The sequence below is a fragment of the Streptomyces sp. NPDC002853 genome (assembly GCF_053591915.1).
The window spans coordinates 165,632-191,949 of record NZ_JBSFUS010000006.1 but is presented as its reverse complement, the minus strand read 5'-3'; the positions used below and the strand labels follow the sequence as shown (position 1 = coordinate 191,949).

General features: G+C 71.6%; 22 protein-coding genes. 10 read left to right on the top strand and 12 right to left on the bottom strand.

Going from position 1 to position 26,318, the window contains the following annotated elements; all coding sequences use genetic code 11:
• Window positions 1–227 precede the first annotated feature (227 nt).
• Entirely contained in the window at window positions 228–452 is a 225-nt protein-coding gene (locus ACWD02_RS18055) for a hypothetical protein (RefSeq protein WP_451211203.1), read from the top strand.
• A 65-nt stretch (window positions 453–517) separates the two neighbouring features.
• On the opposite strand, the gene ACWD02_RS18050 is transcribed toward ACWD02_RS18055, so the two are convergent.
• From ACWD02_RS18050 to ACWD02_RS18025, 6 genes are all read right to left on the bottom strand, one after another.
• Entirely contained in the window at window positions 518–1,000 is a 483-nt protein-coding gene (locus ACWD02_RS18050; RefSeq protein WP_451211200.1) for a DUF6099 family protein, read from the bottom strand.
• A 253-nt stretch (window positions 1,001–1,253) separates the two neighbouring features.
• Entirely contained in the window at window positions 1,254–1,577 is a 324-nt protein-coding gene (locus ACWD02_RS18045) for a nucleotide pyrophosphohydrolase (protein WP_451211198.1), read from the bottom strand.
• Entirely contained in the window at window positions 1,564–2,739 is a 1,176-nt protein-coding gene (locus ACWD02_RS18040; RefSeq protein ID WP_451211196.1) for an ATP-binding protein, read from the bottom strand. The genes ACWD02_RS18045 and ACWD02_RS18040 overlap by 14 nt, the downstream gene beginning before the upstream one ends.
• 154 nt (window positions 2,740–2,893) lie before the next feature.
• Entirely contained in the window at window positions 2,894–3,274 is a 381-nt protein-coding gene (locus ACWD02_RS18035; protein ID WP_160507707.1) for a cell division protein SepF, read from the bottom strand.
• A gap of 118 nt (window positions 3,275–3,392) precedes the next feature.
• Window positions 3,393–4,625, bottom strand: a complete 1,233-nt coding sequence (locus tag ACWD02_RS18030) for an enterochelin esterase domain-containing protein (protein ID WP_451211193.1) — start codon at window positions 4,623–4,625, stop codon at window positions 3,393–3,395.
• Between the two features lie 163 nt (window positions 4,626–4,788).
• Window positions 4,789–5,943: an epoxide hydrolase family protein gene (locus ACWD02_RS18025; RefSeq protein ID WP_451211190.1), complete on the bottom strand. Its 1,155-nt coding sequence runs from the start codon at window positions 5,941–5,943 to the stop codon at window positions 4,789–4,791.
• A gap of 107 nt (window positions 5,944–6,050) precedes the next feature.
• On the opposite strand from ACWD02_RS18025, the gene ACWD02_RS18020 reads away from it, so the two are divergent.
• The 4 genes from ACWD02_RS18020 (at window position 6,051) to ACWD02_RS18005 (ending at window position 10,405) form a co-directional block, all read left to right on the top strand.
• On the top strand, window positions 6,051–6,857 hold the full coding sequence (locus ACWD02_RS18020; protein ID WP_451211187.1) for an arylamine N-acetyltransferase family protein: 807 nt from the start codon (window positions 6,051–6,053) through the stop codon (window positions 6,855–6,857).
• Between the two features lie 108 nt (window positions 6,858–6,965).
• Window positions 6,966–7,373, top strand: a complete 408-nt coding sequence (locus tag ACWD02_RS18015) for a TOBE domain-containing protein (protein ID WP_451211184.1) — start codon at window positions 6,966–6,968, stop codon at window positions 7,371–7,373.
• A 76-nt stretch (window positions 7,374–7,449) separates the two neighbouring features.
• Complete coding sequence (gene modA, locus ACWD02_RS18010; protein WP_451211181.1) at window positions 7,450–8,256, top strand: molybdate ABC transporter substrate-binding protein; 807 nt, start codon at window positions 7,450–7,452, stop codon at window positions 8,254–8,256.
• Window positions 8,257–8,443: 187 nt separating this feature from the next.
• Window positions 8,444–10,405: an ABC transporter permease gene (locus ACWD02_RS18005; RefSeq protein WP_451211178.1), complete on the top strand. Its 1,962-nt coding sequence runs from the start codon at window positions 8,444–8,446 to the stop codon at window positions 10,403–10,405.
• Between the two features lie 28 nt (window positions 10,406–10,433).
• Here the strand turns inward: ACWD02_RS18005 and ACWD02_RS18000 are convergent, their stop codons facing one another.
• The gene (locus ACWD02_RS18000; RefSeq protein WP_451211175.1) at window positions 10,434–11,342 is read right to left on the bottom strand and encodes an aminoglycoside phosphotransferase family protein; all 909 of its coding nucleotides are present in this window, start codon (window positions 11,340–11,342) and stop codon (window positions 10,434–10,436) included.
• Window positions 11,343–11,470: 128 nt separating this feature from the next.
• On the opposite strand from ACWD02_RS18000, the gene ACWD02_RS17995 reads away from it, so the two are divergent.
• Both ACWD02_RS17995 and ACWD02_RS17990 read left to right on the top strand, forming a co-directional pair.
• On the top strand, window positions 11,471–12,334 hold the full coding sequence (locus ACWD02_RS17995) for an MEDS domain-containing protein (protein WP_451211173.1): 864 nt from the start codon (window positions 11,471–11,473) through the stop codon (window positions 12,332–12,334).
• A gap of 8 nt (window positions 12,335–12,342) precedes the next feature.
• Window positions 12,343–12,831: an ATP-binding protein gene (locus ACWD02_RS17990; RefSeq protein ID WP_451211170.1), complete on the top strand. Its 489-nt coding sequence runs from the start codon at window positions 12,343–12,345 to the stop codon at window positions 12,829–12,831.
• Between the two features lie 24 nt (window positions 12,832–12,855).
• Here ACWD02_RS17990 and ACWD02_RS17985 read toward each other — a convergent pair whose 3' ends face one another.
• The gene (locus tag ACWD02_RS17985) at window positions 12,856–13,908 is read right to left on the bottom strand and encodes a LacI family DNA-binding transcriptional regulator (RefSeq protein WP_451211167.1); all 1,053 of its coding nucleotides are present in this window, start codon (window positions 13,906–13,908) and stop codon (window positions 12,856–12,858) included.
• A 403-nt stretch (window positions 13,909–14,311) separates the two neighbouring features.
• On the opposite strand from ACWD02_RS17985, the gene ACWD02_RS17980 reads away from it, so the two are divergent.
• The 3 genes from ACWD02_RS17980 (at window position 14,312) to ACWD02_RS17970 (ending at window position 19,085) form a co-directional block, all read left to right on the top strand.
• A complete protein-coding gene (locus ACWD02_RS17980; protein ID WP_451211164.1) occupies window positions 14,312–16,126 on the top strand; it encodes a coagulation factor 5/8 type domain-containing protein in 1,815 nt (604 codons plus the stop codon).
• Window positions 16,127–16,275: 149 nt separating this feature from the next.
• Window positions 16,276–18,099, top strand: coding sequence for a discoidin domain-containing protein (locus tag ACWD02_RS17975; protein ID WP_451212036.1), 1,824 nt, complete (start codon window positions 16,276–16,278; stop codon window positions 18,097–18,099).
• An 86-nt stretch (window positions 18,100–18,185) separates the two neighbouring features.
• Window positions 18,186–19,085 (top strand): SDR family NAD(P)-dependent oxidoreductase, encoded by a 900-nt coding sequence (locus tag ACWD02_RS17970; protein ID WP_451212033.1) that lies wholly within the window; start codon window positions 18,186–18,188, stop codon window positions 19,083–19,085.
• A 30-nt stretch (window positions 19,086–19,115) separates the two neighbouring features.
• On the opposite strand, the gene ACWD02_RS17965 is transcribed toward ACWD02_RS17970, so the two are convergent.
• The 4 genes from ACWD02_RS17965 to ACWD02_RS17950 form a co-directional block, all read right to left on the bottom strand.
• Entirely contained in the window at window positions 19,116–20,303 is a 1,188-nt protein-coding gene (locus tag ACWD02_RS17965) for a spore photoproduct lyase family protein (RefSeq protein WP_451211161.1), read from the bottom strand.
• A 32-nt stretch (window positions 20,304–20,335) separates the two neighbouring features.
• The gene (locus ACWD02_RS17960) at window positions 20,336–21,703 is read right to left on the bottom strand and encodes a class I SAM-dependent RNA methyltransferase (protein ID WP_451211158.1); all 1,368 of its coding nucleotides are present in this window, start codon (window positions 21,701–21,703) and stop codon (window positions 20,336–20,338) included.
• Window positions 21,704–21,811: 108 nt separating this feature from the next.
• On the bottom strand, window positions 21,812–23,866 hold the full coding sequence (locus ACWD02_RS17955; protein ID WP_451211155.1) for an APC family permease: 2,055 nt from the start codon (window positions 23,864–23,866) through the stop codon (window positions 21,812–21,814).
• 61 nt (window positions 23,867–23,927) lie between these two features.
• Window positions 23,928–26,204 (bottom strand): MMPL family transporter, encoded by a 2,277-nt coding sequence (locus tag ACWD02_RS17950; protein WP_451211152.1) that lies wholly within the window; start codon window positions 26,202–26,204, stop codon window positions 23,928–23,930.
• Between the last annotated feature and the right edge of the window lie 114 nt (window positions 26,205–26,318).

Here is a 26,318-nt window from a genome sequence, read left to right as displayed (position 1 = left end):
ACTCCCGTCAACTCCACCGGCCCCCGCGGTCGCGCGCCGCCCCGGCCGGGTGAAATTCCGTCAACCCCGCATCCGCTGTGGCCCCGCCCCAGTGACCCGCCGCCGCAGGTGATCGTTGGCTCGGGCGGAGCCGGACCGCCCGGCACCCGCGCCGGCGGCAGCTGCTGGTGCGTCGCTTGCATCAGCTGCCCTCCGCCGCCCGGAGGGCGAGGGCCGAGGAGGCCGCCATGTCGCAGGAAGCCGTACCCGAGCAGGAGGCCGCGCGCGAACCGTCCGTGCCCGAGCAGCATGGCCCACCCAAGGGCCTGCTCCAGCAGATGGAGGAGCTGATGGCCGCGCTCAACGCGGACCTGACCCAGCTCGACGCGGATCTGCAGCAGTCCACGACGGCCGGCGACACCACGCCCCCCGCCCCTCGTCCCCCAGCAGCCGACGAGCCCAACCGCTTCTGACGGCACCGGCACTCCCCCGGCGCCCGTCCCGGCCGACCGCACCCGGCTCCCGGCACGCCCCCGGATCATGGCGACCCCGCCGCCGAGTCGGGCTCGGGCAGGCTCTGTTCGCGCACCGCGAGCCTGCGCAGCATCTCGAGCACCCGGTCCCTCGACTCGTCGGCGGCGTCGATCGCTTCCATGCACTGCCAGTACACCCCCTCGTCGTCCGCGCCCATGGCCACGCCGACCAGCGCGATCCCCACATCGCCGAGCAGTTCGTCGAGCCCCCGCAGCACCTCGCGCGCCCGGCCGATGCCCGTGAGCCGCGCCGCCCGGATCCCCTCCGTACCGACGCCCGGGGCGACCAGGACCCCGCAGCCTCTGCCTCCGACCTCGCTCAGGCCGAGCGCCTCCCCCCGTAACTCCGGAGGGCCGGCGATCGCGAGCCGGCTGCCGATCGCCTGCGCGAGGGCCTGGGACTGCCACACCTCGGCAACGATGTCCAAGGGGTCCTGGCTCCGCGCCAGTGCGTGCCTGCTCGCCTCGATGAGCCGCATCGCCTCCATGCGCACCCCCACCCATCCCGCGCGCACACCCACCGCACGTTCGCCCGAACTCCCTTGCTCACTACCCAGAGTGAGTGCCAGCGGGACGAAAAGCCAGAGCAACCCGGAAATCTGTGGACAAGTTATCGACTGTGGACAATGCGTCCACTCCAGAGAGTGACAAATCTACGCACCATAGATCTGCGACGCACAGGACTCACGGACTCTCACGGACCGCGAACCGCCGAGGGACCGCGGACCGTGCATCGTCGACTCACCTCGCGGGAAAACGCCGCTCGTTCCGGTCGATCTTCGCGTCGAGCGCCGCCAGCGCGTCGATGCCGAGCACCTCACAGAACTGCAGCAGATAGGCCAGCACGTCGGCGACCTCGTCCGTCACCCGGTGCGCTGATTCCGGGTCGTCCATCACCCGTGCCGACTCGTCCGGGGTCAACCACTGGAAGATCTCGACCAGTTCGGACGCCTCCACGCTCAGCGCGGCGGCCAGGTTCTTCGGCGTGTGGTACTGCTCCCAGTCCCGCTCCGCCGCGAAGTCGGCCAGCCTGCGCTGCAGTCCCGCTACATCAAGTTCCGTCACGCCCCAGGTCTACCATCGCGGCCCCGCCCACCAGCGCGCCCCATGACGCGTCGCTCACCGTCCCGACGAGGCGGATGTGGCCGCGCCCGCAGGTGTACGCCGCCAGTTCGGCGAGTGCGCGCTTCTGCCGCTGGTCGAGGAAGTGGTCGAGTCCGTCGGCGAGCACGGTGAGGCTCTGGTAGGCCGCCGGCACCTCGGCCACCGGGTCCACCTCGAGCACCCCGGGTCCGGTGAGCAGCACCAGGGCGAGCGCCAGATACCGCAACTCGCCGTCCCCGAGCCGCCCGATGGGGGACCTGATGCCGCCGCCCCGGTCGATGAGCGCATGGACCGACCCGTCGTCGGCCACCTCCGCGAGCACGTCCGCGACCGGCCCCGCACACCCCGCCCGTACCGCGCTCACCAGCCGCGCGTGACGCCGGCCGCACTCCGCCCTCGTACGCAGAAGGACCTCGGCGAGGTTGTCGCAGCCGCTCAACAGGCGCCCCGCGCCGATCAGTCCGGGAGGCACGGGCAGGCGCATGAGGCCGGGCCGGGGAGCGCACGGGAACACCGAGCGCAGGGCGACCACCATCTGCTCGGCCGCGGCGAGCACCAGGCGCTGTCCCTCGGTCTTGCCCGCGACCCGCAGCGGGAGCAGCGCCGTGCCGAGCCGGTCGTCCGGCAGCGGGCCGCGCGTCACCGGCGTCATGCCCGCCGTGTGCCAGGCGGCCTGCACCGCCCGCCGGCCCGGATCGCGCAGCGCCGTCTCCAGAAGGGTGAGCCCGCCCCGGGTCAGCCGCTCGCCCACGACGCGCAGTTCGGGCTCGGCCTGTACGGCGACGTCGAGCCGCACCGCCCCGACGGGCCCGTCGACCGTGCAGCCGATGCGGAAACCGCGCCGGTGCTGTTCGTCGCCCCGCGCGCGATCGGGCACACAGGCCACGGGATCGGCGAAGACGTCGACGAGTTCCTCGCCCGCACCGAGCCTCGCCAGCGCCTCGTACGCGACGAGTGCGGTGGTCTTCCCGCTCCCGCTCGGCCCCGCGACGACAGTCAGCGGACCGAGCGGGAACACGGCACTCCGGTGCGAGGCGAATGCCGAGAGACGCAGTTCGGTGACGCGGCTCCGGTCCGGGCCCGTCGGTGGCCCGGCGCCCGCCTCCGGGAGGTGCACAGTCATGTCCGGGACGGTAGGCGGACACGGCTCCGGGGAACCGTTTTGCCCAAGTGACCTTCCTACGAATGAGGGATTCCGCAGGAACACCGAACTCCTGTGTCCTCCACAGAAGGCGCCCCGCGGCGGGGGCATCCGGCAGGACTCCGCCAGGACTCCGCTACGACTGTGCCGCCGCGACGAGCCCCTGCACCTCGGTGCCGGGCGGCGCCAGGAGGAAGACGTTCTTGTCGACCCGGTGCATCCCACAGCCGAGGCCGAGGACCACACCGCTGCTGAAGTCCAGTACGCGCTTGGCGACTTCCGTCTCCGCCCCGGTCAGGTCGAGGAGGACCGGGATCTGCGCCATCACGGTCTCGGCGACCTCGCGGGCGTCGGCGAAGATGTTCACCCGCATCACCACAAAACGCCGCCGCGCCTCGGTCTCCGCGTCGGGCATCGCACGGTGGCCGGGCCAGGACGGCCATTCGTTGCGGCTGCGCAGCGGTACGACCTGGGCGAGCCCTTCCCACTGTTCATCGGTGACGTCGTGGCTGTTCAACGCTCCACCCCGTCCTGGCTCGCACTCGATATCTGCACTGGCTCATTCTTACGCGACCTCACCCGTTCAGCCCAACAGCGACACGGAGCGGGCGAACCAGTGTGCCAGTGCGGGCGGGTCAGTGTCCCAGGAGTCCCACAAGCCCTTCGGTCAGGACTGCACGCCAACAGGCCCAGTCATGACCGCCGTTGTAGGTGTTCAGGGACACCCGGCAGTCGCGCGAGCGCAGGGTCTCGTACAGATCGCGATTTTGATCAAGAATTTCTTCCTCACCCAGTCCGGCGTCCAGGCGCACGGTGACGCGCCGTGCGGCGCCGACGTCGAGACCCGAGACGGGCGCGGACTGGGCAAGGACGTTGCCGAACCGTTCCGGCCGCAGGAGCCCCGCGTACAGGGAGGCCAGTCCGCCGAGGCCCTGGCCCGCGACGAGCGTGCGCGCGGGGTCGGTGGTGAGGGGCCGGCGGCCGGCCGCCCACGGCAGCAGTTCGTCGGCGAGGAAGCGCACATGGCTGTCGTGCGCGCCAAGTTCCCGGGTGCGTGTGGCCCTGTCGACGGCATCCGGCGCGAGGACCGCGAGCGGCGGCACGGCGCCATCGGCGACGAGGGCGTCCAGGGTGTCCTGGAAGGCGAGCCGTCCGAACCACATGTCGCCGTCGTTCAGCACGAGCACCGGCAGCTCGGCCGCCCGGCCGCCGGGCGGGAGGTACGCCCACACGTCCCGCTCGGCGCCGAGCACCCCGGCGGGCAGCCGGTGCCGCTCGACGCTCCCGCGGGGCACACCCGCGCGCCGCTCGGCCGGGGGCTGGGCTTGCGCCCGCGGGAGTTCGTACACGGAGAAGTCGCGGTCCGGCCAACGCCCCGGCATCATGCGCCGGTTGAGCGGGTCGGGCGCGGCGTGCGCGGACAGGGAGAGCAGCCGCCGCTGGAGGAGTTCGGCGGACGCGGGCGGCTCGCCGGGCGAGATGTCGGCCGCCAGGCGGTACGAGCCGCGGTGGTCGGCGCGCAACCGGTAGGTGAGGTGCCAGATGTCCGTACCGGGCAGCGGGCTCAGCCGGGAGGCGGCGAGATCCGTGCGGTCCGCGATGCCCTCGGCGACTAGCAGGACCTGCCGGGTGGCGCGGTGGCCCCGCCACAGGAACGTCACGGCGCGGTGGTCCGGGTCGCCCTCCAGAGCCTCGATCAGGGGGGTGCCGCGGCGCGCGGCATCCGCCCAGAACTCCTCCAGGATGACGGCACGTTCGGCTTCGGTGGCGTCGGCGGCACGGGCGGCGACGCGCTCGACGCGGGGCACGGCGCCCGCGATCCTGCGGGGCGCCGCGTCGGCCGCGGGCACCCCCGTGGTCACGCTCACCCGCACACGAAGAGGACCCGCATCGTTCCCCGCCTTCCTGGTCCAGCACAGGGCGCCGCACGCGACGCCCAGCACACGACAACATCAAGTTAGCTAAGCCTAACCTAAGCCGTCCCTCGATGCGCTCAGGCGCTGCGTGGCCTCCCCGATCAGCTTCTCCCCATCAGCCCCTCAGCGGCCGGAAGAAGGTCCGCAGCTCCCTGGCCACCTGCTCGGGCTCCTCGTGCGCCATGAAGTGCCCGCCCCGCTTCGGGGTGCTCCAGTGGCGCAGGTCGGTGAAGGTGCGCTCGGCCAGGCTCCTGGGGTAGTCCGCGAAGGCCGGTTCATGGCTGAGGGTGATGGCTCCGGGGACGGTGATGGGCGGCACCGGCTTGTTCCGGGGGTAGTCGTAGTACTGCCGGAAGGACGAGCCGATGCTGCCGGTGGCCCAGTACAGGGTCGCGACGGTGAGCAGCGTGTCCTTGTCCCAGCGGGTCTCGAGATCGCCGCCGCAGTCGCTCCAGTCGCGGTACTTGTCGGCGATCCAGGCGACGAGCCCCGCCGGCGAGTCCATCAGGGCCGCGGCGATCGTGTCCGGCCGGGTACACATGATCTCGCTGTAGCCCTGGTCGCCCGCGTCGTACGCGGCCAGCGCGTCGAGATACGACCGCTCCTCGGCGGTCGGCGGCTCCGCGTCGAACTGTTCCGTGATCACGGCGGAGGTGACGTGCACCCCGGCCACGGTCCGCGGATAGAGCGCGCCGAGCCACTGCGTGACCCCGCCGCCGATGTCTCCGCCGAAGGCCCCGAAGCGTTCGTGGCCCAGCGTCCCGGTCATCAGCTCGTGCCAGATCTCGGCGACGCCCCTGCGGGTGAACGGCTCGCGGGGCAGCTCGGAGTGGACGAAGCCGGGCAGCGAGGGGATCACCACGTCGAAGGCGTCGGCGGGGTCGCCGCCGTGCGCGCCCGGATCGGCGAGACGCCCGGCGACCGCCAGCATCTCCACGAAGCTGCTGGGCCAGCCATGGCTCAGGACCAGCGGCAGCGGCGCGGGGGCACCTTCGAGGCGGCGGCCCCGCAGGTGGACGAAGTGCACGCGTCGTCCGGCGACTTCGGCGACGTACTGGGGAAAGGCGTTGAGCCGGGCCTCGGCGGCGCGCCAGTCGAAGCCGTCCGCCCAGTAGGCCACGAGTTCGCGCAGATAGCCGGGGTCGACGCCCGCCGCCCAGTACGCGGAGTCGGAGGGCTGCGTGAAGAGGGTGCGCTCGAGGCGCGTACGCAGGTCGTTCAGTACGTCGTCGGAGACGGAGGTCCGGAAGGGAACGGGTTCGGCCGGCATTGGTTCCTTCGGTACGGGAGCAGAGGTCCCCGCAGCGCCGCGACACCGAGGCAACGGCTGTGCGACGGGGGCAGGCCCATGATGCGTGGACGCGCGAGAATCCGCCCATGGATTTTGATACGACGGATGCCTACCTGCGCCGCATCGGCGCCCAGCGCCCGGCCGCTCCCACCGCGCGGGCCCTGCACGACCTGCACCTCGCGCACCTGCGCGCCGTCCCCTTCGAGAACCTCTCCATCCACCTCGGCGAGGACATCGACCTCACCGAGGACTCCTTGGTCGCGAAGGTCGTCGGCGCCCGCCGCGGCGGCTTCTGCTACGAACTCAACGGCGCCTTCGCCGCGCTGCTCACCGCACTCGGCTACCAGGTGACCCTGCTGCAGGCCCGTGTGTACGACGCCGAAGGGCGGCCCGGGATTCCCTACGACCACCTGGCGTTGCACGTGCGCACCTCCGACGACGAGGAACTGCTCGCGGACGTCGGCTTCGGCACCCACAGCCACTTCCCGCTGGTCTACGGCGAGCGCGGTGACCAGCAGGACCCCGGCGGTACCTTCCGCGTCACCGAGACGCCCGAAGGCGACCTGGACGTCAGCAGGGACGGCAAGGCGCAGTACGTGGTCGACCGGCGCCCGCGCGCCCTCGGCGACTTCACCGTCGGCGCCTGGTGGCACCGCACCTCGCCCCGGTCCCACTTCACGCGGTCACTGGTCTGCTCGATGCTCACCGAGACCGGACGGATCACCCTCAGCGGCCGCACCCTCACCACGACGGAGTCCGGGCAGCGCCACACCGCCGAACTGGCCACGGACACCGACGTGCTCGACGCGTACGCCACGCACTTCGGCATCGGCCTGAAGCAGGTGCCGCAGGTGCGGGAGCCGGTGTTCCGCGGCGGCGACGCCACGTCCTGAAGCCGCCCAGGCCACCTCTTGACCGTTCCTCCAAGGTGTCCGCATCTGCCATGGAGGAACGCCCAGAAGTGTTGTAGATGCGAGGTGATGCGGCCTATCGTGTCGCGCATGCAGTCCTACACCATCGGACAGGCGGCACGCCTGCTCGGCGTCAGCCCCGACACCGCTCGTCGCTGGGCGGACGCCGGGCGGGTCGCCACCCACCGGGACGAAGGCGGCCGCCGGCTCATCGACGGCCGTGATCTCGCCGCGTTCTCCGTCGAGGTCGCGCAGGGGCAGACGCAGGGAGCAGGCGGTGAGGAAGAGGTGCCCTACACCTCGGCCCGCAACGCCTTTCCCGGCATCGTCACCGCCGTGAAGCTCGGCGACGTCGCGGCCCAGGTCGAGATCCAGGCAGGTCCGCACCGGCTCGTCTCGCTCCTGACCCGGGAGGCCGTGGAGGAGCTCGGTCTGGAGGTCGGCATGCAGGCGACCGCCCGCGTGAAGTCCACCAGCGTGCACATCGACCGCACCTGACCCCTGGTCCGCACCCCAGGGCCCGCCACCACGGGCCGGACCGCGCCGTCGGCCCGCCTTCTAGGAGTTCTCGCTCATGTCCCTCGCTCCCACCCCCGTCCGGCGCCGCGCCGCGGCCGCCGCACTGACGGCCGCTCTGCTCGTGCCGCTCGCCGCCTGCGGCAACGACGACGGCAAGGACGACAGCGGCAAGAAGCCCGCGGGCGCCGCCGCCCCGAAGGCCGACCTCACCGTGCTCGCCGCCTCCTCGCTCACCGATGTCTTCAAGACCGCGGGTGCCGCGTACGAGAAGGAGCACCCGGGCACGAAGGTCAACTTCTCCTTCGCCGGTTCGCAGGAACTGGCCGCCCAGGTCAAGCAGGGCGCCCCGGCCGACGCGCTGGTCACCGCCGACACCAAGACCATGGACGGGCTCGGCGCCGACACCGGGAAGCCGTCCGTCATCGCCAGGAACCGTCTGGTCATCGCGGTCGGCGCGGGCAACCCGAAGAAGGTCGCCGAGCTGAAGGACCTCTCCGACAGCAAGCTGAAGGTCGTCCTCGCCGCGCCCGAGGTGCCCGTCGGCCGCTACGGCAAGCAGATCCTGGACGACCAGGACATCGACGTGCGGCCGGTCTCGCAGGAACCCAACGTCCGCGCGGTCCTGAGCAAGGTCGAACTGGGCGAGGCCGATGCCGGGCTCGTCTACAAGACCGACGCGGCCACCGCTGCCGACAAGGTCGACGCGGTCAAGATCCCCGACGGCGAGAACGCGATCGCCGAATACCCCGCGGCCACCCTGAAGACCTCCGAGCACGCGCAGGCCGCGACCGCGTTCGTGAAGTGGCTCTCCACGCCCGCCGCGCAGAAGATCCTGCGGGGCGCCGGCTTCGAGAAGCCGTAGCCATCGCCCGGAAAGCCGTGGCCCCACCCTGCCGGGAGAAGAGCACCACCCCCGGCAGGATGGAGCCGCACCCGCCGAGGTGAGGGGGCCGGCCGCCTCCCCGGTCGGGGCGGTCCGGCCGTCTCCCGGACCGCCCCTGACGCCCCCTCACCTCGCGAACCACCCAGCGCGCACCCCAGGGACCACGATGAAACGCCTGCGCGGCCGCACCACCGGCCCCCGCACCCCGATCGCCCTCGCGATCCCCGCGCTGCTCGCCGTCGCGTTCCTGATGCTGCCGCTGATCGGGATCCTCGCCCGTACGGAATGGGGCGAGCTCGGGGCCCATCTGACCAGTGAGGGGACCACGCAGGCGCTGCGGTTGTCCCTCGTCGTCTCCCTCTGGGCGCTGGCACTGTCCCTGCTGCTCGGGGTGCCGCTGGCGTGGCTGCTCGCCCGCGTCGACTTTCCCGGCAAGGCGGTCGTACGTTCCCTCGTGCTGCTCCCGATGGTGCTTCCGCCCACCGTGGGCGGCGTCGCCCTCCTCCTCGCCTTCGGGCGGCGCGGGCTGCTCGGGCCGTGGCTCGAGGACACGTTCGGGATCACCCTGCCGTTCCACATGTCCGGTGCGGTGATCGCCGCGACGTTCGTCGCCATGCCGTTCCTCGTCATCAGCCTCGAAGGCGCGCTCGGTGGACTCCGCCCCCGTTACGAGGAGACCGCGGCGTCCCTGGGTGCCTCGCCGCTACGGGTGTTCCGCACCGTCACGCTGCCCATGGTCGCTCCGGGGCTCATCGCCGGAGCCGCTCTGACCTGGGCGCGGGCCCTCGGCGAGTTCGGCGCGACCATCACCTTCGCGGGCAACCTCCCCGGCACGACCCAGACCCTGCCCCTCCAGGTGTACCTGCTGCTCCAGGACTCCCCCGAGGCCGCGACCTCCGTGTCGCTGCTGCTGCTCGCCATCGCCATGGCGGTGCTCGTCGCACTGCGCGGCCGCTGGATGGGCGCCCCGGGCGACCGGCGCAAGGGGCGGTACGAGCGGCTGCCGGAGGAGGCGGCCTCGCCCGCGCCTTCCCGGGCCCCGGCAGCGGAGTCCGCTGCGGTGGAGCTCCCGTCCCCGTCGCCGACCCCGGAGCGCTGGTCCCTGCACGCCGAGGTCAGCGGCTTCAACCAGCTCACCCTGGACGCAGAACCGGGCACCACGATCGCCGTGGTCGGTCCCAACGGCGCGGGCAAGACCACCCTGCTGCGCGCGCTCCTCGGGCTCACCCCGCGCGCCCACGCCGAGCTCCGGCTCGGCGACACCGACGTCACCGGGCTGCCGCCACACCGCCGGCACGTCGCCTGGGTCCCGCAGGACGGCGCCCTCTTCCCGCACATGAGCGCCCTCGCCAACACGGCGTACGGACCGCGCGCGCTGGGTGTCCCGCGAGCCGAGGCCCGGCGGCGCGCCCAGGAGTGGCTCGACCGGCTCGGCGTCGGTCACCTCGCGCACCGCAGGCCGGCCCAGGTCTCCGGCGGTCAGGCCCAACGGGTGGCGCTGGCACGGGCGTTGGCCGCTCGGCCCCGGCTGCTCCTGCTGGACGAACCGCTCGCCGCGCTCGACCAGACCACCCGGGCCCACGTGCGGCACACCCTGCGCACGCACCTCGACACCTTCGGCGGCGTCTGCCTGATCGTCACCCATGATCCCGTCGAGGCGGTGTCCCTCGCCGACCGGGTTCTCGTACTGGACCAGGGGCTCGCCCTCCAGGACGAGGCGCCCGCCGAAGTGACCCGGCATCCGCGCTCCCCCTGGGTCGCCAGGATGCTGGGCCGCAACGCCTGGCCCGGTACCGCGGGACCCGAGGGGCTCGCCCTGCCCGGCGGGGGGACCCTCGTGATCGCCGACCCGCTGCCGCCGGGCACCGAGGCCCTGGCGATCATCGCCCCGGAAGCGGTCTCCGTGCACCGCGAAAGGCCCACCGGCAGCCCCCGCAACGTCTGGCCCGGCACCATCCGCGAGATCACCACCAGCGGCAGCAGGCTCCGGCTCCTGATCACCTCGCCGCAGGCCCCCGACCTCGTCGCCGAGATCACCCCGCAGGCCGCCGCCGAACTCGGCCTCGCCGACGGGACGCGGGTGTGGACCAGCGTGAAGGCGACGGAGGTCACCGTCGTGCCCACGTGAGGCGCGGCCGTACTCCGCCGGCCCCGGCTCAGCCGAAGAGCTCGTGGTCTGCCAGGACCTCGGCGATCAGCCGCCGGTCGACGGCTTCCCGCTCCGGGTCGGTGCCGATGTTCTCGGACAGGGTCAGCAGGCACTTCCACAGGAGCCAGCCGCGGGCTCGCGCCCACGTGCCCGCGTCCTGCCCGACCGCGCGCCGGAACGTCTCCCGGCTCTCGCCCGCGAGCATCCCCCAGGCGATCACCAGATCGCAGGCCGGGTCCCCGACGCCCGAGGTGCCGAAGTCGATGACGGCGGTCAGCTTGCCGTCGGCGACCAGCAGGTTGCCCGGGGCGATGTCGCCGTGGAACCAGACGGGCGCCCCGTGCCACTCGGCGGCGAGGGCGGCGTCCCAGACGGCGGCCGCCCTCTCCGTGTCGACGTGGCCTTCGAGGGCGGCCAGGCACCGCCGGGTCTCTTCGTCGTAGTGCGCGGGTGACGCCCCTCGGTACCAGCTGTGCTCGCCCGCGAGCGGACCTCCGGTGGTGTCGCAGCGCTGCAGGGCGAGGATGAACTCCGCGACGGCGAGCGCGAATCGGGGCAGGTCGTCGATGCGCCCGCGCGCGGCCGTCTCCCCGTCGAGCCAGCCGCGGACCGACCACGGGAAGGGGTAGCCCTCGCCCGGGGCGCCCGCGCCCAGGATCGGCGGGACGGCGAACGGCAGGGACGGCGCGAGTTTCGGCAGCCACTCGTTCTCCTTGGCCACCGCGGGGACATAACCGGCTGCCGTCGGCAGCCGGGCCGTAAGGGTGTCACCGAGGCGGTACGTCCGGTTGTCCCAGCCGTCGACCTCCACGGGCCTGACGGGCAGGTCGCGCCACTGCGGGAACTGCGCGGCGACCAGACGCCTCACCAGGGCGGCGTCGATGCCGGCGCGGCCATCGGGAGGAGTCGAAACCATGCGGGGATCATCGTCACCCGCAAGCGCGCCGCGCAACGAATTATCGAGTTGTCGAGCGATTGGAACGACTTCAGTCAACAGTGATCACGACGGCCGCGTCGCCTCGCGCGGACCCTAGGCTCTGCCCCATGGATGCCAGTTCTGTGACCAGGACGGTCTCCGTCACCCGTCTGAACTCCGGGGACCACGCATGCCTCGGATTCGACGACGACGAAACCCGCTGGGAACTCCGTGCCGCGTACGCCGACATCGGCCTGTCGCGCGGCGAGCAAGTGGTGTTCTTCACCGACCGGGACACCACTCCCGCCGTCGCGGCCGAGCAGCTGAGCGCCGGCGGCTTTCCGCTGGGGGCCGCACTCATGGACGGCCGCCTCGTCGTGGTCAACGAAGTCCCCGGGTACGACCCGGCCACCGGCTTCGACCCCGTCGAACGCGTCGCCACCTGGGTGGAGTTGACCGACAAGGCACGCCACGACGGCTTCTCCGGGATCCGGGCGGTCGGCGACATGGGCTGGGCCGCCGACCCGGGCGTCGACCGGGATCTCCTGGTCGAGTACGAGTCCGGGCTTTCGCCGCTCTTCGCCGACATCGGGTTCACCGCCATCTGCGAGTACGACCGGCGCAAGTTCGGCGATGATCTCCTGGACCGGGTCCACCGCGCCCACCCCAAACAGATCCTGCGCCACCTGGGCGCCCTGGACATAGCCAGGACCGGCGCCGAACTGCGGATCGCCGGAGACGTCGACCTCGCCACGCGCGAGGAGTTCGACTCGGCGCTCGCGCGCGCCCTGACCGGCCCGGACCGTCCGCGCCTGCTCGATCTCTCCGAGCTGTGCTTCATGGACGTACATGCCGCGTCGACGCTGGTGCGGCTCGCGGGCGGGCTGCCCCGCGACCACCTTCTGACGGTCCGCTCCCGGCCCGGGCAGGACAGAGTGATACGGCTCTGCGGAGCCGTCGAAGTGCCTCAACTGGTCCTGGGCGAAGGGTGATCCGCGAAGTGATCCTCAACCGCGGCATCGGCAACGACGACAACGGCGGTGACCCGGCCCCGCACCGGGACCACATCGACGCCACCCTCACCCCGACACCGGACAGGACGACTCTCCTGGAACTTCCCTTCACCATCGCCGACTTGGCGCGCCTGCGCTTCCTGGTCAATCGCCGCGCCGAGGACGCGGGCCTCTGCGACCCCCGGCTCAGCGACTTCGTGCTCGCCGTGCACGAGGTCGCAGGCAACGCCGTCGTGCACGGCGGCGGCAAGGGCCGCATCCATCTCGCACACACGGCCGAGGGACTGCGGTGCGTCATCGGGGACAGCGGCCCGGGGCTGCCCAGGGCGGAGCCGTGCGTGGCGGCGGCCCTTCCCGACGGCTACGAGGCCGAGAGCGGCAGGGGCCTGTGGCTGGCCCAGGCCCTCGTGGACCAGTTCGACATCTCGGTCTGCGCGGCCGGGACCACGGTCACCCTGGTGGCGCTGCTGTCCTGAGCCGGGCCGCACGGCCGGCGCCGCTCACGCCGAGGCCCGCTCGACCAGTGCCGGGCGGAACACCATCGACAGCGGCGCGCGCCCGGGCCGCTTGATCCGCCCCAGGAGCAGCCGGGCCATCTCGGCGGCCATCTCCTCTACCGGTTGCCGGACGGTGGTCAGCGCGGGCTCGCAGGCACCCGCGGCCTCGCTGTCGTCGAAGCCGACCACCGCCACGTCCCGCGGCAGCCGCCTGCCCGCCCGCAGGAGGGTCTGCAGCGCGCCCTGCGCCATGAGGTCCGACGCGACGAACACGCCGTCCAGGTCCGGGTGTTCGGCAAGGAGCCGTCGCGTCGCCTCGGCGCCGCCCACCCGGGTGAAGTCCCCCTCGGCCCACGGTGCTTCGGTGATGCCGTGCGCGGCCAGCGCGTCGCGGAACCCCTGCAGGCGCTCCTGGGCGGCCGGCATGTCCTGCGGCCCCGCGATGCTGCCGATCGTGCGGCGCCCCCCGGCCACCAGACGGTCGACGGCCATCCGCGCCCCCGCCCGCTGGTCCACCTCCACGTACGGCAGCGGGACCGTCTCCGCCGGGCGCCCCGCGAGCACGGCGGGCAGCCCGGTCTCCGCGAGCAGTCGGGGGAGCGGATCGGAGGCGTGCGAGGAGACGAGCACCGTCCCGTCCACGTGACCCTGGCGCAGATACGAGAGGAACTGCCGGCGCGAGGTGTCGTCGTCCACCAGCATCAGGACCATCTGGACCCCGGCCGGGCGCAGCACGTCCAGGAGACCGCCGACCACCCGGCCGAAGTGGGGGTCGGTGAACATCCGGCCGACGAAGGGAGCCTCGACGGGCCGGCGCTCCCGCTCCGACACCACCAGGGCGATGGAGTCGGTCCGCTGGGTGACCAGGGAGCGGGCGGCCTGGTTGGGGACGTAGCCGGTGGCCTCGACCGCCTCCTCCACCTTGCGGCGCAGCACCGGGTCGACGGTGGGCGCGCCGTTCACGACCCGGGAGACGGTGGCGCGCGAGACCCCGGCCGTCCGGGCCACGTCCTCCAGGGTCACGGGGCGGGCGGGGCGCGAGGTGTCGGCAGTCACGGGGTCTTTATAGCAACCGGGGTGGGCGGGCGTTCGGCTCTCCTTGCCTGATGCGGGGGCAAGTCGGCCTGCCTCCACGGCCGTTGACGGCCCCGCGCCACCACCGGACATATCACCCACGTACCAGCGATTGGCGTCAACGCGCCCACAGCGGCACCTAGTTGACTTCTTCCCACCCAGTCAGCGCGACATCGTGCGCACCCCCTTGACGTGCCTTGTCCCAGACACAACTATCCAACGCGAGAGAGCGCTCTCTCAGCGATCACCGTTCAGGTTCTGAACGAAGTCCGGCCTCTGAACCGACCGCACGCGGCACCGCTCCGCCCCAACACTCCGGGGCGGCGCCGCCCCCACCACCAGCGCTTCGACGCGTTCAACCGCCCAGTCGACAGAAGGACTTGCCATGTCTGAGCACCAGCCCGCGCCCGCCGCGAGATCCACCCTCTCCCGCCGCTCGGCCCTGGCCGCCGCGCTGGCGGTCCCGGCCACCGGGATGCTCGCCTCGCACGCGGTCGCCGCTCCCGACGCGCCCCCGGCACAGGCCCCCGCCGCCCGCCGCCCGCGGCCCGCCAACGCCTTCGCCCCCGACTTCGGCCCGAACGTCATCGTCTTCGACCCGTCCACCGGCGGCATCCAGGGGAAGCTGGACGAGATATTCAGGAAGCAGGAGTCGGCCCAGTTCGGCACCGACCGCTACGCCCTGCTGTTCAAGCCCGGCAACTACAGCGGCCTCAACGCCCAGATCGGCTTCTACACCTCGATCATGGGCCTGGGGCTCTCCCCCGACGACACCCACTTCAACGGCGACGTCACCGTCGACGCGGGCTGGTTCAACGGAAACGCCACCCAGAACTTCTGGCGGTCGGCGGAGAACCTCTCACTCTCCCCGGTCAGCGGCGCCAACCGCTGGGCGGTCTCACAGGCCGCGCCGTTCCGCCGCATGCACATCCGCGGCGACCTGAACCTCGCCCCCAACGGCTACGGCTGGGCCAGCGGCGGCTACATCGCCGACAGCCGCATCGACGGCACCGTCCAGCCGTACTCCCAGCAGCAGTGGTACACCCGCGACAGCTCGATCGGCGGCTGGCTGAACGCGGTCTGGAACATGGTCTTCTCCGGGGTTGAGGGCGCGCCCGGCGACTCCTTCCCCAACCCGCCGTACACCACCCTGAACAACACCCCGTACTCCCGGGAGAAGCCCTTCATCTATCTCGACGGCGCCGAGTACAAGGTCTTCCTGCCCGCCCTGCGCACCAACGCCCGCGGCACCAGCTGGGGCCACGGCACCCCGCAGGGCCAGTCCCTCTCCCTCTCCGCCTTCTACGTCGCCAAGGCGGGCGACAGCGCGGCCACCCTCAACGCCGCCCTCGCCCAGGGGCTGCACCTCCTGCTCACCCCCGGCATCTACCACCTCGACCGGCCGATCGAGGTCAAGCGGGCGAACTCCGTCGTCCTCGGCATCGGCTACGCCACCCTCATCCCGGACAACGGGGTCACCGCGGTCAAGACCGCCGACGTCGACGGGGTGCGGCTCGCCGGATTCCTGGTCGACGCGGGCCCGCAGAACTCCAGGACGCTCGTCGAGATCGGCCCCTCGGGCGCGAGCGCCTCGCACGTCGGCAACCCGACCACCGTCCAGGACGTGTTCATCCGCATCGGCGGCGCGGGCGCGGGCAAGGCCACCACCAGCATGGTGGTCAACAGCCGCCACACCATCGTCGACCACACCTGGGTCTGGCGCGCGGACCACGGCGACGGCGTCGGCTGGGAGACCAACCGGGCCGACTACGGCGTGGTCGTCAACGGCGCGGACGTGCTCGCGACCGGCTTGTTCGTGGAGCACTTCAACAAGTACGACGTGCAGTGGAACGGCGAGCGCGGGCGCACGATCTTCTACCAGAACGAGAAGGCGTACGACGCCCCCAACCAGGCGGCCATCCAGAACGGCAGCCTGCGGGGCTTCGCCTCGTACAAGGTCGCCGACTCCGTCAACACCCATGAGGGCTGGGGCCTTGGCAGCTACTGCTACTACAACGTCGACCCGACCATCGTGCAGGAACACGGCTTCGCGGCTCCGAACAAACCGGGCGTGAAATTCCACCACCTGCTCGTCGTCTCGCTCGGCGGCAAGGGCCAGTACGCGCACGTCATCAACGCGATCGGTGCTCCCACGTCGGGCTCCGACACCGTGCCGTCCACGGTGGTCACCTTCCCCTGAACCACCGGTCACCCGACGTCCCAGGCCAGTCCTCCCCCATCCGCAAGGAGAGCAGCATGCGCTCCGGTACCTTCCGCGCCTCCCGCGCCTCCCGCAGAAAGAGACTCACCCCGGTCGTCGCGCTGGCGACGGTCTGTGTCCTGACCCTGATGGCCGGCCTCGCCTCCGCCGTGCCGGCCGACCCTCCCGGCGCGGTCGCCGCAGCGGCCTGGGACACCGACCGCGCCGCCGAGGCGTACTCCGCGAACCCGTCCTCCGCGACCGCGTCCGGCAACGAGGCGGGCAGCGCGGGACCCGGCGCCGCCTTCGACGGCGACGCCTCGACCCGCTGGTCGAGCCAGTTCGCCGACGACGCGTGGATACGCCTCGACCTCGGCACCACGCTCCGCGTCGATCGCGTCGTCCTGGACTGGGAGGCGGCCTACGGCAAGAAGTACGTCCTGGAGGTGTCCAGGAACGGCTCCGACTGGACCCCCTTCTACACCGAGACGGCGGGCACGGGCGGCTCCGTCACCGCCCACACCTACCCCCAGGAGGTGACGGGCCGCTATGTGCGGATGCGCGGAGTCGAACGTGCGACGTCCTGGGGTTACTCGCTGCACGCCTTCAAGGTCTACGGCGGTGAACCCGCCCCGGCGTCCACGACCCGCTCCAACCTGGCCCTGAACCACCCCGCCTACACCAACCGCTACCAGCACGCGGGCAACGCGCCGTCCTTCGCGACCGACGGCGGTCGGCCCGCGGACCTCAAGGCCGATCAGACCCGCTGGTCCAGCGACTGGAACGCCGACCGCTGGATCTCGGTCGACCTGGGGGCGCGGTCCACCATCGACACCGTGGACCTGTACTGGGAGGCGGCCTACGCGGTCGACTACGAACTGCAGGTCTCCGACGACAACCGGACCTGGCGCACGGTCCACAGGCCCTCCGCCACGGAGGTCGCGTCGCGGCGGGCGAACATCAAGTCCCCCGGTGAGGCGGTGGGGCTGCATGACAACGTGCGGCTCTCGCAGCCGGCGACCGGCCGCTATGTGCGGATGCTCGGCAAGGAACGCCGCTCCTTCCACAATCCGGCCCCGTCCACCGCTCAATTCGGCTACTCGCTCTACGAGTTCGAGGTGTGGGGCACCGGCGGCAGCGCGTCCGCCGCGTATCCGGCGCTGCCGGGCGAGCAGTCGGGGGCGTACAGGACGACGTTCTTCGACGACTTCACCGCCGGGAGCCTGGACCGCTCCAAGTGGCGGGTCGTCAGGACCGGTCAGGAGATGGGGTCGGTCAACGGCGAGTCGCAGGCGTACGTCGACTCCACGGACAACATCCGTACGGAGAACGGCAGTCTGATCCTCGAGGCCGACTACTGCGACAACTGCACCACCGCGGGCGGCGGCACCTATGACTTCACCTCCGGCCGCATCGACACCAACACCAAGTTCGACTTCACGTACGGCAAGGTCAGCGCACGCATGAAGCTGCCGGTGGGCGACGGGTTCTGGCCCGCCTTCTGGATGCTGGGCAGTGACGTGGACGACCCGGACGTCTCGTGGCCGGCCTCCGGCGAGACCGACATCATGGAGAACATCGGTTACGCGGACTGGACGAGCTCCGCACTGCACGGCCCCGGTTACTCGGCGGACGGCAACGTCGGCGCCCGCCAGACCTATCCGAACGGCGGCAGGGCCGACCAGTGGCACACCTACGCGGTGGAGTGGACCCCGACGGTCATGCGTTTCTACGTCGACGACCGCCTGGTCCAGGAGACGACGCGCAACAAGCTGGAGTCCACCCGCGGCGAATGGGTCTTCGACCACGACCAGTACGTCATCCTCAACCTCGCCCTCGGCGGCGCCTACCCGGCCGGCTGGAACAAGGTCACCCAGCCGTACTGGGGCCTGCCGCAGTCGAGCGTGGACAGGGTCGCGGCGGGCGGTGTGAAGGCGGAGGTCGACTGGGTGCGGGTGGAACAGAAGGGCTGACGCCGGACGCCCGGCATCCGGCCCTTCGGGCGCTACGCTCGAAGCCGTCCTGGATCGGCGGCTCCCGAGGGGACAGCGTGTCAACGATGGTGATGACCGGCGGCACTTCGGGCTTCGGAGCGATCGCCGCGCGACGACTGACGCGGCCGGGCAAGGCCCTGCTGATCCTGGGGGCGCGCCGTCCGGCAGCCGGTGACGGTGCGCTCCCGCTCGACCTGACGGAGCTCGACTCGGTGCGTGCCTTCGCGGCGGCGGTCCGCCGACGCCTCGGCGGGACTCCCGTCGACGCGTTGGTCCTGAACGCCGGCGTGATCCGCCCCGACGTCACCGGCAGAACGACGGACGGCTTCGAGCCGACGTTCGCGGTCAACCACCTCGCGCACTACCTCCTGGTACGCCTGCTGCTGCCCGTCCTGCGGGACGGCGCACTCGTCGTGCAGACCACGAGCGGTACGTACGACCCCGCCACCCAGGCCGGTCTCACGCCGCCGCGCCACGCGGACGCGGAGCTGCTCGCCCACCCCGAGCGCGATCCCGAATGCGACCCGCGGCCGCGCAAGGCGGGCGAGCACGCGTACACCGCGTCCAAGTTGTGCGCCGTGCTCACCGCCCGGTCCCTGTCGGGGCTCCCGGAGCACCGCCTCACCGCGCTTGCCTTCGATCCGGGGCAGGTCTTCGGGACGGGCCTGGCCAAGGATCTCGCGCTGCCCCTCCGGACGGCCTGGTCGCTCCTCGGCACACCGGTCCTCGGGTGGCCGCTGCGCAAGCTGAACCCGCACTTCAACACCCGTACGGCGGCGGGAGACGCCCTGGCCGATCTGGTCCTCGGCGTCACGAGGCCGCCGGACGGCCGCGTGCTCGCCGCCCTGCGCGGGGGGCGGCTCGGCTGGCCGGAGGTGTCGGAGGCCGCCCGCCGGGACGAGGTGGCGCGGGCTCTGTGGGAGGACAGCGCGAGGCTGGTCGGCCTGGCGCCGGCTTCGGGCTGAGACCTGAGGCGGGCCCGCGGGCCCGCGTGCTCAGAAGGCGTACCTGACGCGCAGCCACGGCGCGTGCTCGGTCAGCAGCTCCTGGATGCGGGCCAGGGAACTCCGCTTGATCTCCTGGTTGTAGCGGACGTTGATGGCCCCGTTCTGGGAGCGTTTCGTCTCCTGGGCCTCCGGCTGCCACAGCACGTCCTCGGCCCGGGGGTGCCAGCCCAGGTTGACCTCGTGCAGCGCCTGATTGTGCGTCAGCATGATGACCTCGGCCGCCGCCTGCTCCTTCACGCGGGCGGGCAGGACGTCGTCGAGGTGGTCGAGCAGGTCGGCCCAGTCCCGCTGCCATCCCGGGCGCAGCACGACCGGCGAGAGGTTGAAGTGCACCTCGTAGCCCGCGTCCAGGAAGTCGGCGGCCGCGGCGATCCGCTCGGCGACCGGGCTGGTGCGGATGTCCAGGAGGCGGGCGTCGACGGCGGGCATGAGGGAGAAGCGCACCCGGGTGCGCCCTTGCGGGTCGTAGGCGAGCAGATCGGGGTTGACGAACTTGGTCGCGAAGGACGCCTTGGCCGTCGGCAGGCTACGGAAGGCGGCGACGAGATCCGCGGTGTTGTCGCAGACCAGGGCGTCGACGGAGCAGTCGCCGTTCTCCCCGATGTCGTAGACCCAGGCCCGTGGGTCGCACTGGTTGGGTTCCGTCTTGGGTCCCTGGGCCCGGACGTGGCGCCGGACGTGGGCGACGATCGCCTCGATGTTGGTGAACAGCGTGATGGGGTTGGCGAAGCCCTTGCGGCGGGGGACGTAGCAGTAGGCGCAGGCCATCGCGCAGCCGTTGGAGGGGCCGGGGGCGATCCAGTCGGCCGACCTGCCGTTGAAGCGCGTGGTGAGCGTCTGCTTGACCCCGAGGACGAGTGTCTCGGTCTTGATGCGGACCCACCGGGCGATGTTGCCGTCGTTGCCGTGGAGCTCGGGGATGCGCCAGTGCCCGGCGACCTCCGTCACGCGCACCCCCGGCAACCGGGCCATGATCTGCTGGCCGCGCGGCGAGTCGAGCGCCGCCCGCTCCGCGTAGACCTCCCGCACGTCGAGCATCCGCCGGGCCTGCGGGCTGTCCCGGAAGGCCCCGGGCGCGGCGGAGGGCGCCAGGGAGGCGTCCGCCCACCCGAAGAGAGCCTGCTGCCCGGGCTCTCCCGGACCGGCCCCCGCCGCTCCTGCCGCAGGCTGCTCCACGTGCCGTCCCTTTCCGCGCCGGGGAGCCGGCGTCAGGAACCCTTGGCGGCGGGCTCCAAGATCGCCACACACTCCACGTGGTGAGTCATCGGGAACAGATCGAACGCCCGCAGCGACCGCACCCGGTAGCCGCCCTCGCGGAAGTACCCCAGGTCCCGTGCCAGCGCTGCCGGGTCGCAGGCCACGTACGCGATCCTGCGTGCTCCCAGACCCGTCAAGTGTTTCACCGTCTGCTTGCCCGCGCCCGCGCGCGGCGGGTCAAGGACGATCAGGTCGACCTCCGTGATGCCGGTGCGCGGCAGGGCGGCCTCGACCTTGCCCTGCTCGATGCGGACGCGGTCGAAGGCGGCGAGGTTGTGGCGGGCGTCCTCGACGGCTCGCTTGCCGGACTCGATGCCAAGGACGGCGCCCTTGTCGCCGACGCGGTCGGCGATGGCGCCCGCGAACAGGCCCACGCCGCAGTAGAGGTCGAGGGCCGTGTCACCCTTGCGCGGCGTCAGGCCCTGCATGACGGCCAGCATCAGCGTCTCGGCGGCCTTCGGGTGGACCTGCCAGAAGCCGCCGTTGCCGACGCGGTACGTGCGGTTGTCGGCGCGCTCGCGGACAAAGGGGCGGCCGTGCACGCGGTGGACGCCGCCGTCCTGTTCGGCGATGCGCAGGACCGAGACCGGCTTGTCCAGTTCGACGAGGGGGAGCCTCGCGCCCGGCCGGGGCTCAAGGATCACCTGGCGGTCCTGGGAGCCCGTCGCCGCGATGGCCTCTACCGACTCCATGCCGGACCAGTCGTGCTTCTCGATGCCGAGCTCCGAGACGCCCGGCGCCGCGATCATGCAGTGCTCGATCGGCTCGACCTCGTGCGAGCGGTGGCGGCGCAGGCCCGCGTTGCCGTCGGGGTCCACCGCGTACTGGACGCGGGTGCGCCAGGCCGGGACCTCGCCCGGGGGCAGCTTGTCGCCCTCGGCCGGGACGACCGTGCCGTCCCAGCCGGCCTCCTCGGGGGTCAGGCCGGCCAGCCGCTGGAGCTGCTCGGTGATGACCTCGCCCTTGAGGCGGCGCTGTGCGCCGGGCTTCGCGTGCTGCCAGTCGCAGCCGCCGCAGCGGCCGGGGCCCGCGTACGGGCAGGGGGCCTCGACGCGGTCCTTGGACGGTTCGATGACCGTCACCGCGTCCGCGCGCAGGAAGCGGGACTCCTCGTCGCCGTCGGTCACGCGCGCGATGACCTTCTCGCCGGGGAGCGTGTGCCGGACGAAGAGGACGCGGCCCTCGGCCGTGCGGGCCACGCAGTGGCCGCCGTGCGCGACCGGGCCCACCTCGACCTCGTACTCCTGCCCGATGAGGGAGGCCGCCTGCGAGCCCTCCTTCGAGTTCCCCGCCTGCGATTTCTTCGGTTCTGCCTGCATGGCGGGGTGACTCCACTACGTAAGGGGGCATCGGCCGAAAGGAAAACGGCCGGACAACAGCCCACCAGTCTACGTGGGTGTGGTCCGGCCGCTCACCAACCGCGGGGGTCAGCCCTTGTTGCCGTTGCTCGGCTCCTTGGGGCGCTTCTCCACCGGGCCCCGGCGCACCGCGCCCGGCGCGTTCCACTCCGAACGCTTCCTGGCCCGCTTCTTCGCGGCCTCGGAGGAGTCGAGCTGGTAGGGGACGGAGGTGACCATCACGCCCGGCGTGAAGAGCAGGCGGCCCTTGAGCCTGAGCGCGCTCTGGTTGTGCAGCAGGTGCTCGTACCAGTGGCCCACCACGTACTCCGGGATGATCACGCTGACCACGTCGCGCGGGCTCTCCCGGCGCAGGTTCTTCACGTATTCGATGATCGGCCGGGTGATCTCGCGGTAGGGCGAGTCGAGGATCTTCAGCGGGACGGTGATGCCGCGCCGCTCCCATTCGGCCTTCAGGGCCTTGGTCTCCGCCGGGTCGACGTTGATGCTCAGCGCTTCGAGCGTGTCCGAGCGCATCAGCTTGGCATAGGCCAGGGCGCGCAGCGTCGGCCGGTGGATCTTGGAGACCAGGACGATGGAGTGCACGCGCGAGGGCCGCACGCTGTCGTCGGACGGGGTGTCCGGGGCGGCGATCTCCTCGGCGACGCGGTCGTAGTGACGGCGGATCGCGGACATCGTCGCGTAGAAGATCACCATGCCGAGCAGGGCGACCCACGCGCCGTGCGTGAACTTCGTGACGAGCACGACGATCAGGACCATGCCCGTGAAGAACGCGCCGAAGGTGTTGATCGCGCGCGAGCGGATCATGTGGCGGCGCTTGGCCTGGTTCTTCTCGGTGCGCAGATGGCGGTTCCAGTGCCGGACCATGCCGATCTGGCTGAGCGTGAAGGAGACGAAGACGCCGACGATGTAGAGCTGGATCAGGCGGGTCGAGTCCGCGCCGTAGATGACGACGAGGAGGGCCGCGGCGCCCGCGAGCAGCACGATGCCGTTGGAGAAGGCGAGCCGGTCGCCCCGGGTGTGCAGCTGACGCGGCAGGTAGCGGTCCTGCGCGAGGATCGAGCCGAGCAGCGGGAAGCCGTTGTACGCCGTGTTGGCCGCGAGGAACAGGACGAGCGCGGTGGCGGCGGCGAGCACGATGAACAGGAAGCTGCCGTTGCCGAAGACGGCCTCGGCGACCTGGGAGATCACCGGGTTCTGGACGTAGTCGGAACCGACCGGGACCCCGTTGTGGAAGAGGTCCTTGCCCGGGTACTCCGCCATGCGGACCTTGGTCGTCATGGCGAGCGCGATGATGCCGCAGAACATGGTGACGGCGAGGGCACCCATCAGGGCCAGGGTGCTCGCGGCGTTCTTGCTCTTGGGCTTGCGGAAGGCCGGGACGCCGTTGCTGATCGCCTCGACGCCGGTGAGCGCGGCACAGCCGGAGGAGAAGGCCCGCAGGAGCAGGAAGACGAGGGCGAAGCCCGCGAGGCCCTCGTGCTCGGGCTTGATCACGTAGTCCGCGGTGGGCGCCTTCATCGTCTCGTCGAGGACGATGCCCCGGAAGGCGCCCCAGGCGATCATGATGAAGACGCCGGCCACGAAGACGTACGTCGGGATGGCGAAGAGCTTTCCCGACTCCTTCACGCCGCGCAGGTTCATCACCGTGAGGAGCACGATGACGGCGACGGCGCAGAGGACCTTGTGCTCGACGACGAACGGGATCGCCGAGCCGAGGTTCTCGATGCCCGAGGAGATCGACACCGCCACGGTCAGGACGTAGTCGACGAGCAGCGCGCTCGCGACGGTGAGCCCGGCCTTGGGGCCGAGGTTGGTGTTGGCGACCTCGTAGTCGCCACCACCACTCGGGTAGGCGTGCACGTTCTGCCGGTACGACGCGACGACGGTGAACATCAGCACGACGACCGCGACAGCGATCCAGGGGCTGAAGTGGTACGCCGACACACCCGCGATCGAGAGGACGAGGAGCACTTCTCCCGGTGCATAGGCCACGGAGGAGAGCGGGTCGGACGCGAACACGGGTAGAGCGATGCGCTTCGGCAGGAGGGTTTCTCCGAGCCGGTCGCTGCGCAGTGCGCGCCCGATGAGGATCCGTTTGGGCACGTCGGTCAGTTTGGACACGCAGAGGATCGTAAGCGTTCGAATGGGTGGCCGCCCACCCACCACCCCCTAACCGCGCCGGTTAGCCACGACGCGCCGCCGGGGGCTCCGCCCAATGCCCGGAAACCGGACGGCCGTCGGCGGTCTGCGGTGCTTGCGGCACCTCCCGCGCACCGTACCGCTCGGCCGCCCGCTGCTCGGCGCGGTGGATCGCGCGGGACGGCCACCAGGTGGCACGCCCGAGGAGCAGCAGTGCCGCCGGCAGAATCATGATGCGGATCACGAACGCGTCGAGCAGGACGGCCGCCGCGAGGACGAAGCCCATCTGCTTCATCTCCAGGATGTGCAGCATCACGAAGCTCGCGAAAACGGTGACCATGACGATCGCGGCACTGGTGACGACCTTGGCCGACGAGCCGATGCCCTCGATGACGGCCTGCCGGGTGGGTACGCCGTGCAGGGCGGCCTCCCGGATCCGGCTGACGACGAACACCTGGTAGTCCATCGAGAGCCCGAAGAGGATCACGATGAGGAAGAGCGGCACCCGCGAGGAGATCCCGCCGAGCGACACGAACGAGAGCAGTTCCTCGGCCCACTGCCCCTGGAAGACCAGGACGAGCAGTCCGAGCGCGGAGGCGGCGGAGAGCAGGTTGAGCACGATGCCGAGCAGCCCGAGGACGACCGAGCGGAACGCGATGACCGTCATGGCGAAGGTCATCAGGAGCAGGAATCCGAGGACGAGCGGCAGCTTCTCGTTCTGGTGCTCCACGTAGTCGGTGCCATGGGGCACCTCGCCGGTGACGGCCGTCTCGACGCCGGGCAGTCTGCCGACGGTGGCGGGGAGGTAGTCGTCACGCAGGTGGTCGAGGGTCGCGACGGCCTTCTCGGAGTAGGTGGCGTGCGGGGCGTTGAGCTCCAGTGTGGTGGTCCTGCGGTCCTGCGAGGTGCGCAGGAGCGGAGCCGCGGAGGGGTGCGCGAACAGCGGGTCGTCCTGCGCCCTGCGGTCGAGCGCGGTCAGGGCTTCGCGCACCTCGCCGGCCCGCGATGCCTCGGCCCGCACCACGACCTGGTGCCGGATGCGCTGCTCGGGGAAGGCGTCGAGCAGCCGGTCGTACGCCTGCATGGCCGGGATGTCGCGCGAGAAGCTGTCGCGCGCCGGGTCCTTGAGCTCGATGTCCAGGGCGGGCAGGGCCAGGCCGAGGAGGACGAGGACGGAGAGGCCGAGGGTGAGCGCGGGGCGCTTACGAGCCGGGGTCAGCAGCGCGTTCCAGGCCCGTCCGGGTTTCTTCTCTCCGTACGTCCTCACGGACTTGCCCCGCGCCTGCCGCTTCAGCGCCCGGCGGTCGGCGCGCCTGCCGAGCTTGACCAGCAGCGCGGGGAGCACGGTCACCGAACTGATCACGGCGACGGCCACGACCAGGATGGTGCCGGTGGCCAGGGAGTCGAAGATGACGTCGCCCGCGAGGTAGAGGGCGGCGGTGGAGACGATCACCGCGAGTCCGGAGACCACGATCGCGCGGCCCGCGGTGGCCGCGGCCGCCTCGACCAGCGCCTCGGACGTGAGGCTGCCGCCCGCGCGGGCCCGTTCCTCGCGCTCGCGCTTGAGGTAGAAGAGCGTGTAGTCGACGCCGACCGCCATGCCGATGAGCAGGATCATGTTCATCCCGACGCCGGTGTCCGGCAGCAGGTGTGAGGCCAGCATCGTCAGGCCCATGGTCGCCATGATCGAGGTGATGGCGAGGAGCAGCGGTACGCCGACCATGACCACGGAGCCGAAGACCAGGGCGAGCGTGATCAGCGTGATGGGGAGCGTGATCGTCTCGGAGAAGGCGAGGTCCTCGCCCCGCTGGTCGTTGACGCCCTTGCTCACCGAGGCGGTGCCGGTCTCCTCGATCACCAGGTCCGGGTGGGCCTTCTTGACCTGCTCGGTCTGCGCCTGGAGCGGGATGACGTTCTTCTTGCCGTCCTGGTCGGGGCCGTTCAGCTCCACCTGGATGCGCAGTACGCGTCCGCCCTCGGAGCGGACCGGGGCCGCCACCGACGCGACCTCCGGCAGCGACTTCATCCGGGCGGTGACGTCCTTGACCGCGGCGCCGGCCGCCGTCTTGTCCAGCGGCCCCGACCTGGAGCGGATCAGCACCTGCTCCGTGGGCCGCAACTGGACGCCGCCCTCGGTCGCCAGGGCCTCGGCGCGTCCCGCCTCCCCCACGCGGTAGTCCTCGCTGCTCGCGCTGTTCATGCCGGTGGCGATGCCGCCCCCCAGGCAGAGCGCCACGAACACCAGCCAGCCGATGATCGCGCGCCCCGGATGCAGCGCGCTCCATCTCGCCACGCGCACCGTTGCCGACCCCTTACTCATACCGATCCCACCCCTTCGTCCTCCATGTGTAAGTCGAGACTGACAGGTGTAGGAGCAGGCCGTCAACTGTCATTACGAAGCGAGGGGAGGCGGATTGACAGTGGAACCCGTCAT

Excerpts from the sequence above, each read along its gene's own strand:
- ACWD02_RS18055 (WP_451211203.1), top strand. The coding sequence starts at position 228 with ATGTCGCAGGAAGCCGTACCCGAGCAGGAGGCCGCGCGCGAACCGTCC.
- ACWD02_RS18050 (WP_451211200.1), bottom strand. The coding sequence starts at position 1,000 with ATGGAGGCGATGCGGCTCATCGAGGCGAGCAGGCACGCACTGGCGCGG.
- ACWD02_RS18040 (WP_451211196.1), bottom strand. The coding sequence starts at position 2,739 with ATGACTGTGCACCTCCCGGAGGCGGGCGCCGGGCCACCGACGGGCCCG.
- ACWD02_RS18025 (WP_451211190.1), bottom strand. The coding sequence starts at position 5,943 with ATGCCGGCCGAACCCGTTCCCTTCCGGACCTCCGTCTCCGACGACGTA.
- ACWD02_RS18020 (WP_451211187.1), top strand. The coding sequence starts at position 6,051 with ATGGATTTTGATACGACGGATGCCTACCTGCGCCGCATCGGCGCCCAG.
- ACWD02_RS18015 (WP_451211184.1), top strand. The coding sequence starts at position 6,966 with ATGCAGTCCTACACCATCGGACAGGCGGCACGCCTGCTCGGCGTCAGC.
- modA (WP_451211181.1), top strand. The coding sequence starts at position 7,450 with ATGTCCCTCGCTCCCACCCCCGTCCGGCGCCGCGCCGCGGCCGCCGCA.
- ACWD02_RS18005 (WP_451211178.1), top strand. The coding sequence starts at position 8,444 with ATGAAACGCCTGCGCGGCCGCACCACCGGCCCCCGCACCCCGATCGCC.
- ACWD02_RS18000 (WP_451211175.1), bottom strand. The coding sequence starts at position 11,342 with ATGGTTTCGACTCCTCCCGATGGCCGCGCCGGCATCGACGCCGCCCTG.
- ACWD02_RS17995 (WP_451211173.1), top strand. The coding sequence starts at position 11,471 with ATGGATGCCAGTTCTGTGACCAGGACGGTCTCCGTCACCCGTCTGAAC.
- ACWD02_RS17980 (WP_451211164.1), top strand. The coding sequence starts at position 14,312 with ATGTCTGAGCACCAGCCCGCGCCCGCCGCGAGATCCACCCTCTCCCGC.
- ACWD02_RS17975 (WP_451212036.1), top strand. The coding sequence starts at position 16,276 with ATGGCCGGCCTCGCCTCCGCCGTGCCGGCCGACCCTCCCGGCGCGGTC.
- ACWD02_RS17970 (WP_451212033.1), top strand. The coding sequence starts at position 18,186 with ATGGTGATGACCGGCGGCACTTCGGGCTTCGGAGCGATCGCCGCGCGA.
- ACWD02_RS17960 (WP_451211158.1), bottom strand. The coding sequence starts at position 21,703 with ATGCAGGCAGAACCGAAGAAATCGCAGGCGGGGAACTCGAAGGAGGGC.
- ACWD02_RS17950 (WP_451211152.1), bottom strand. The coding sequence starts at position 26,204 with ATGAGTAAGGGGTCGGCAACGGTGCGCGTGGCGAGATGGAGCGCGCTG.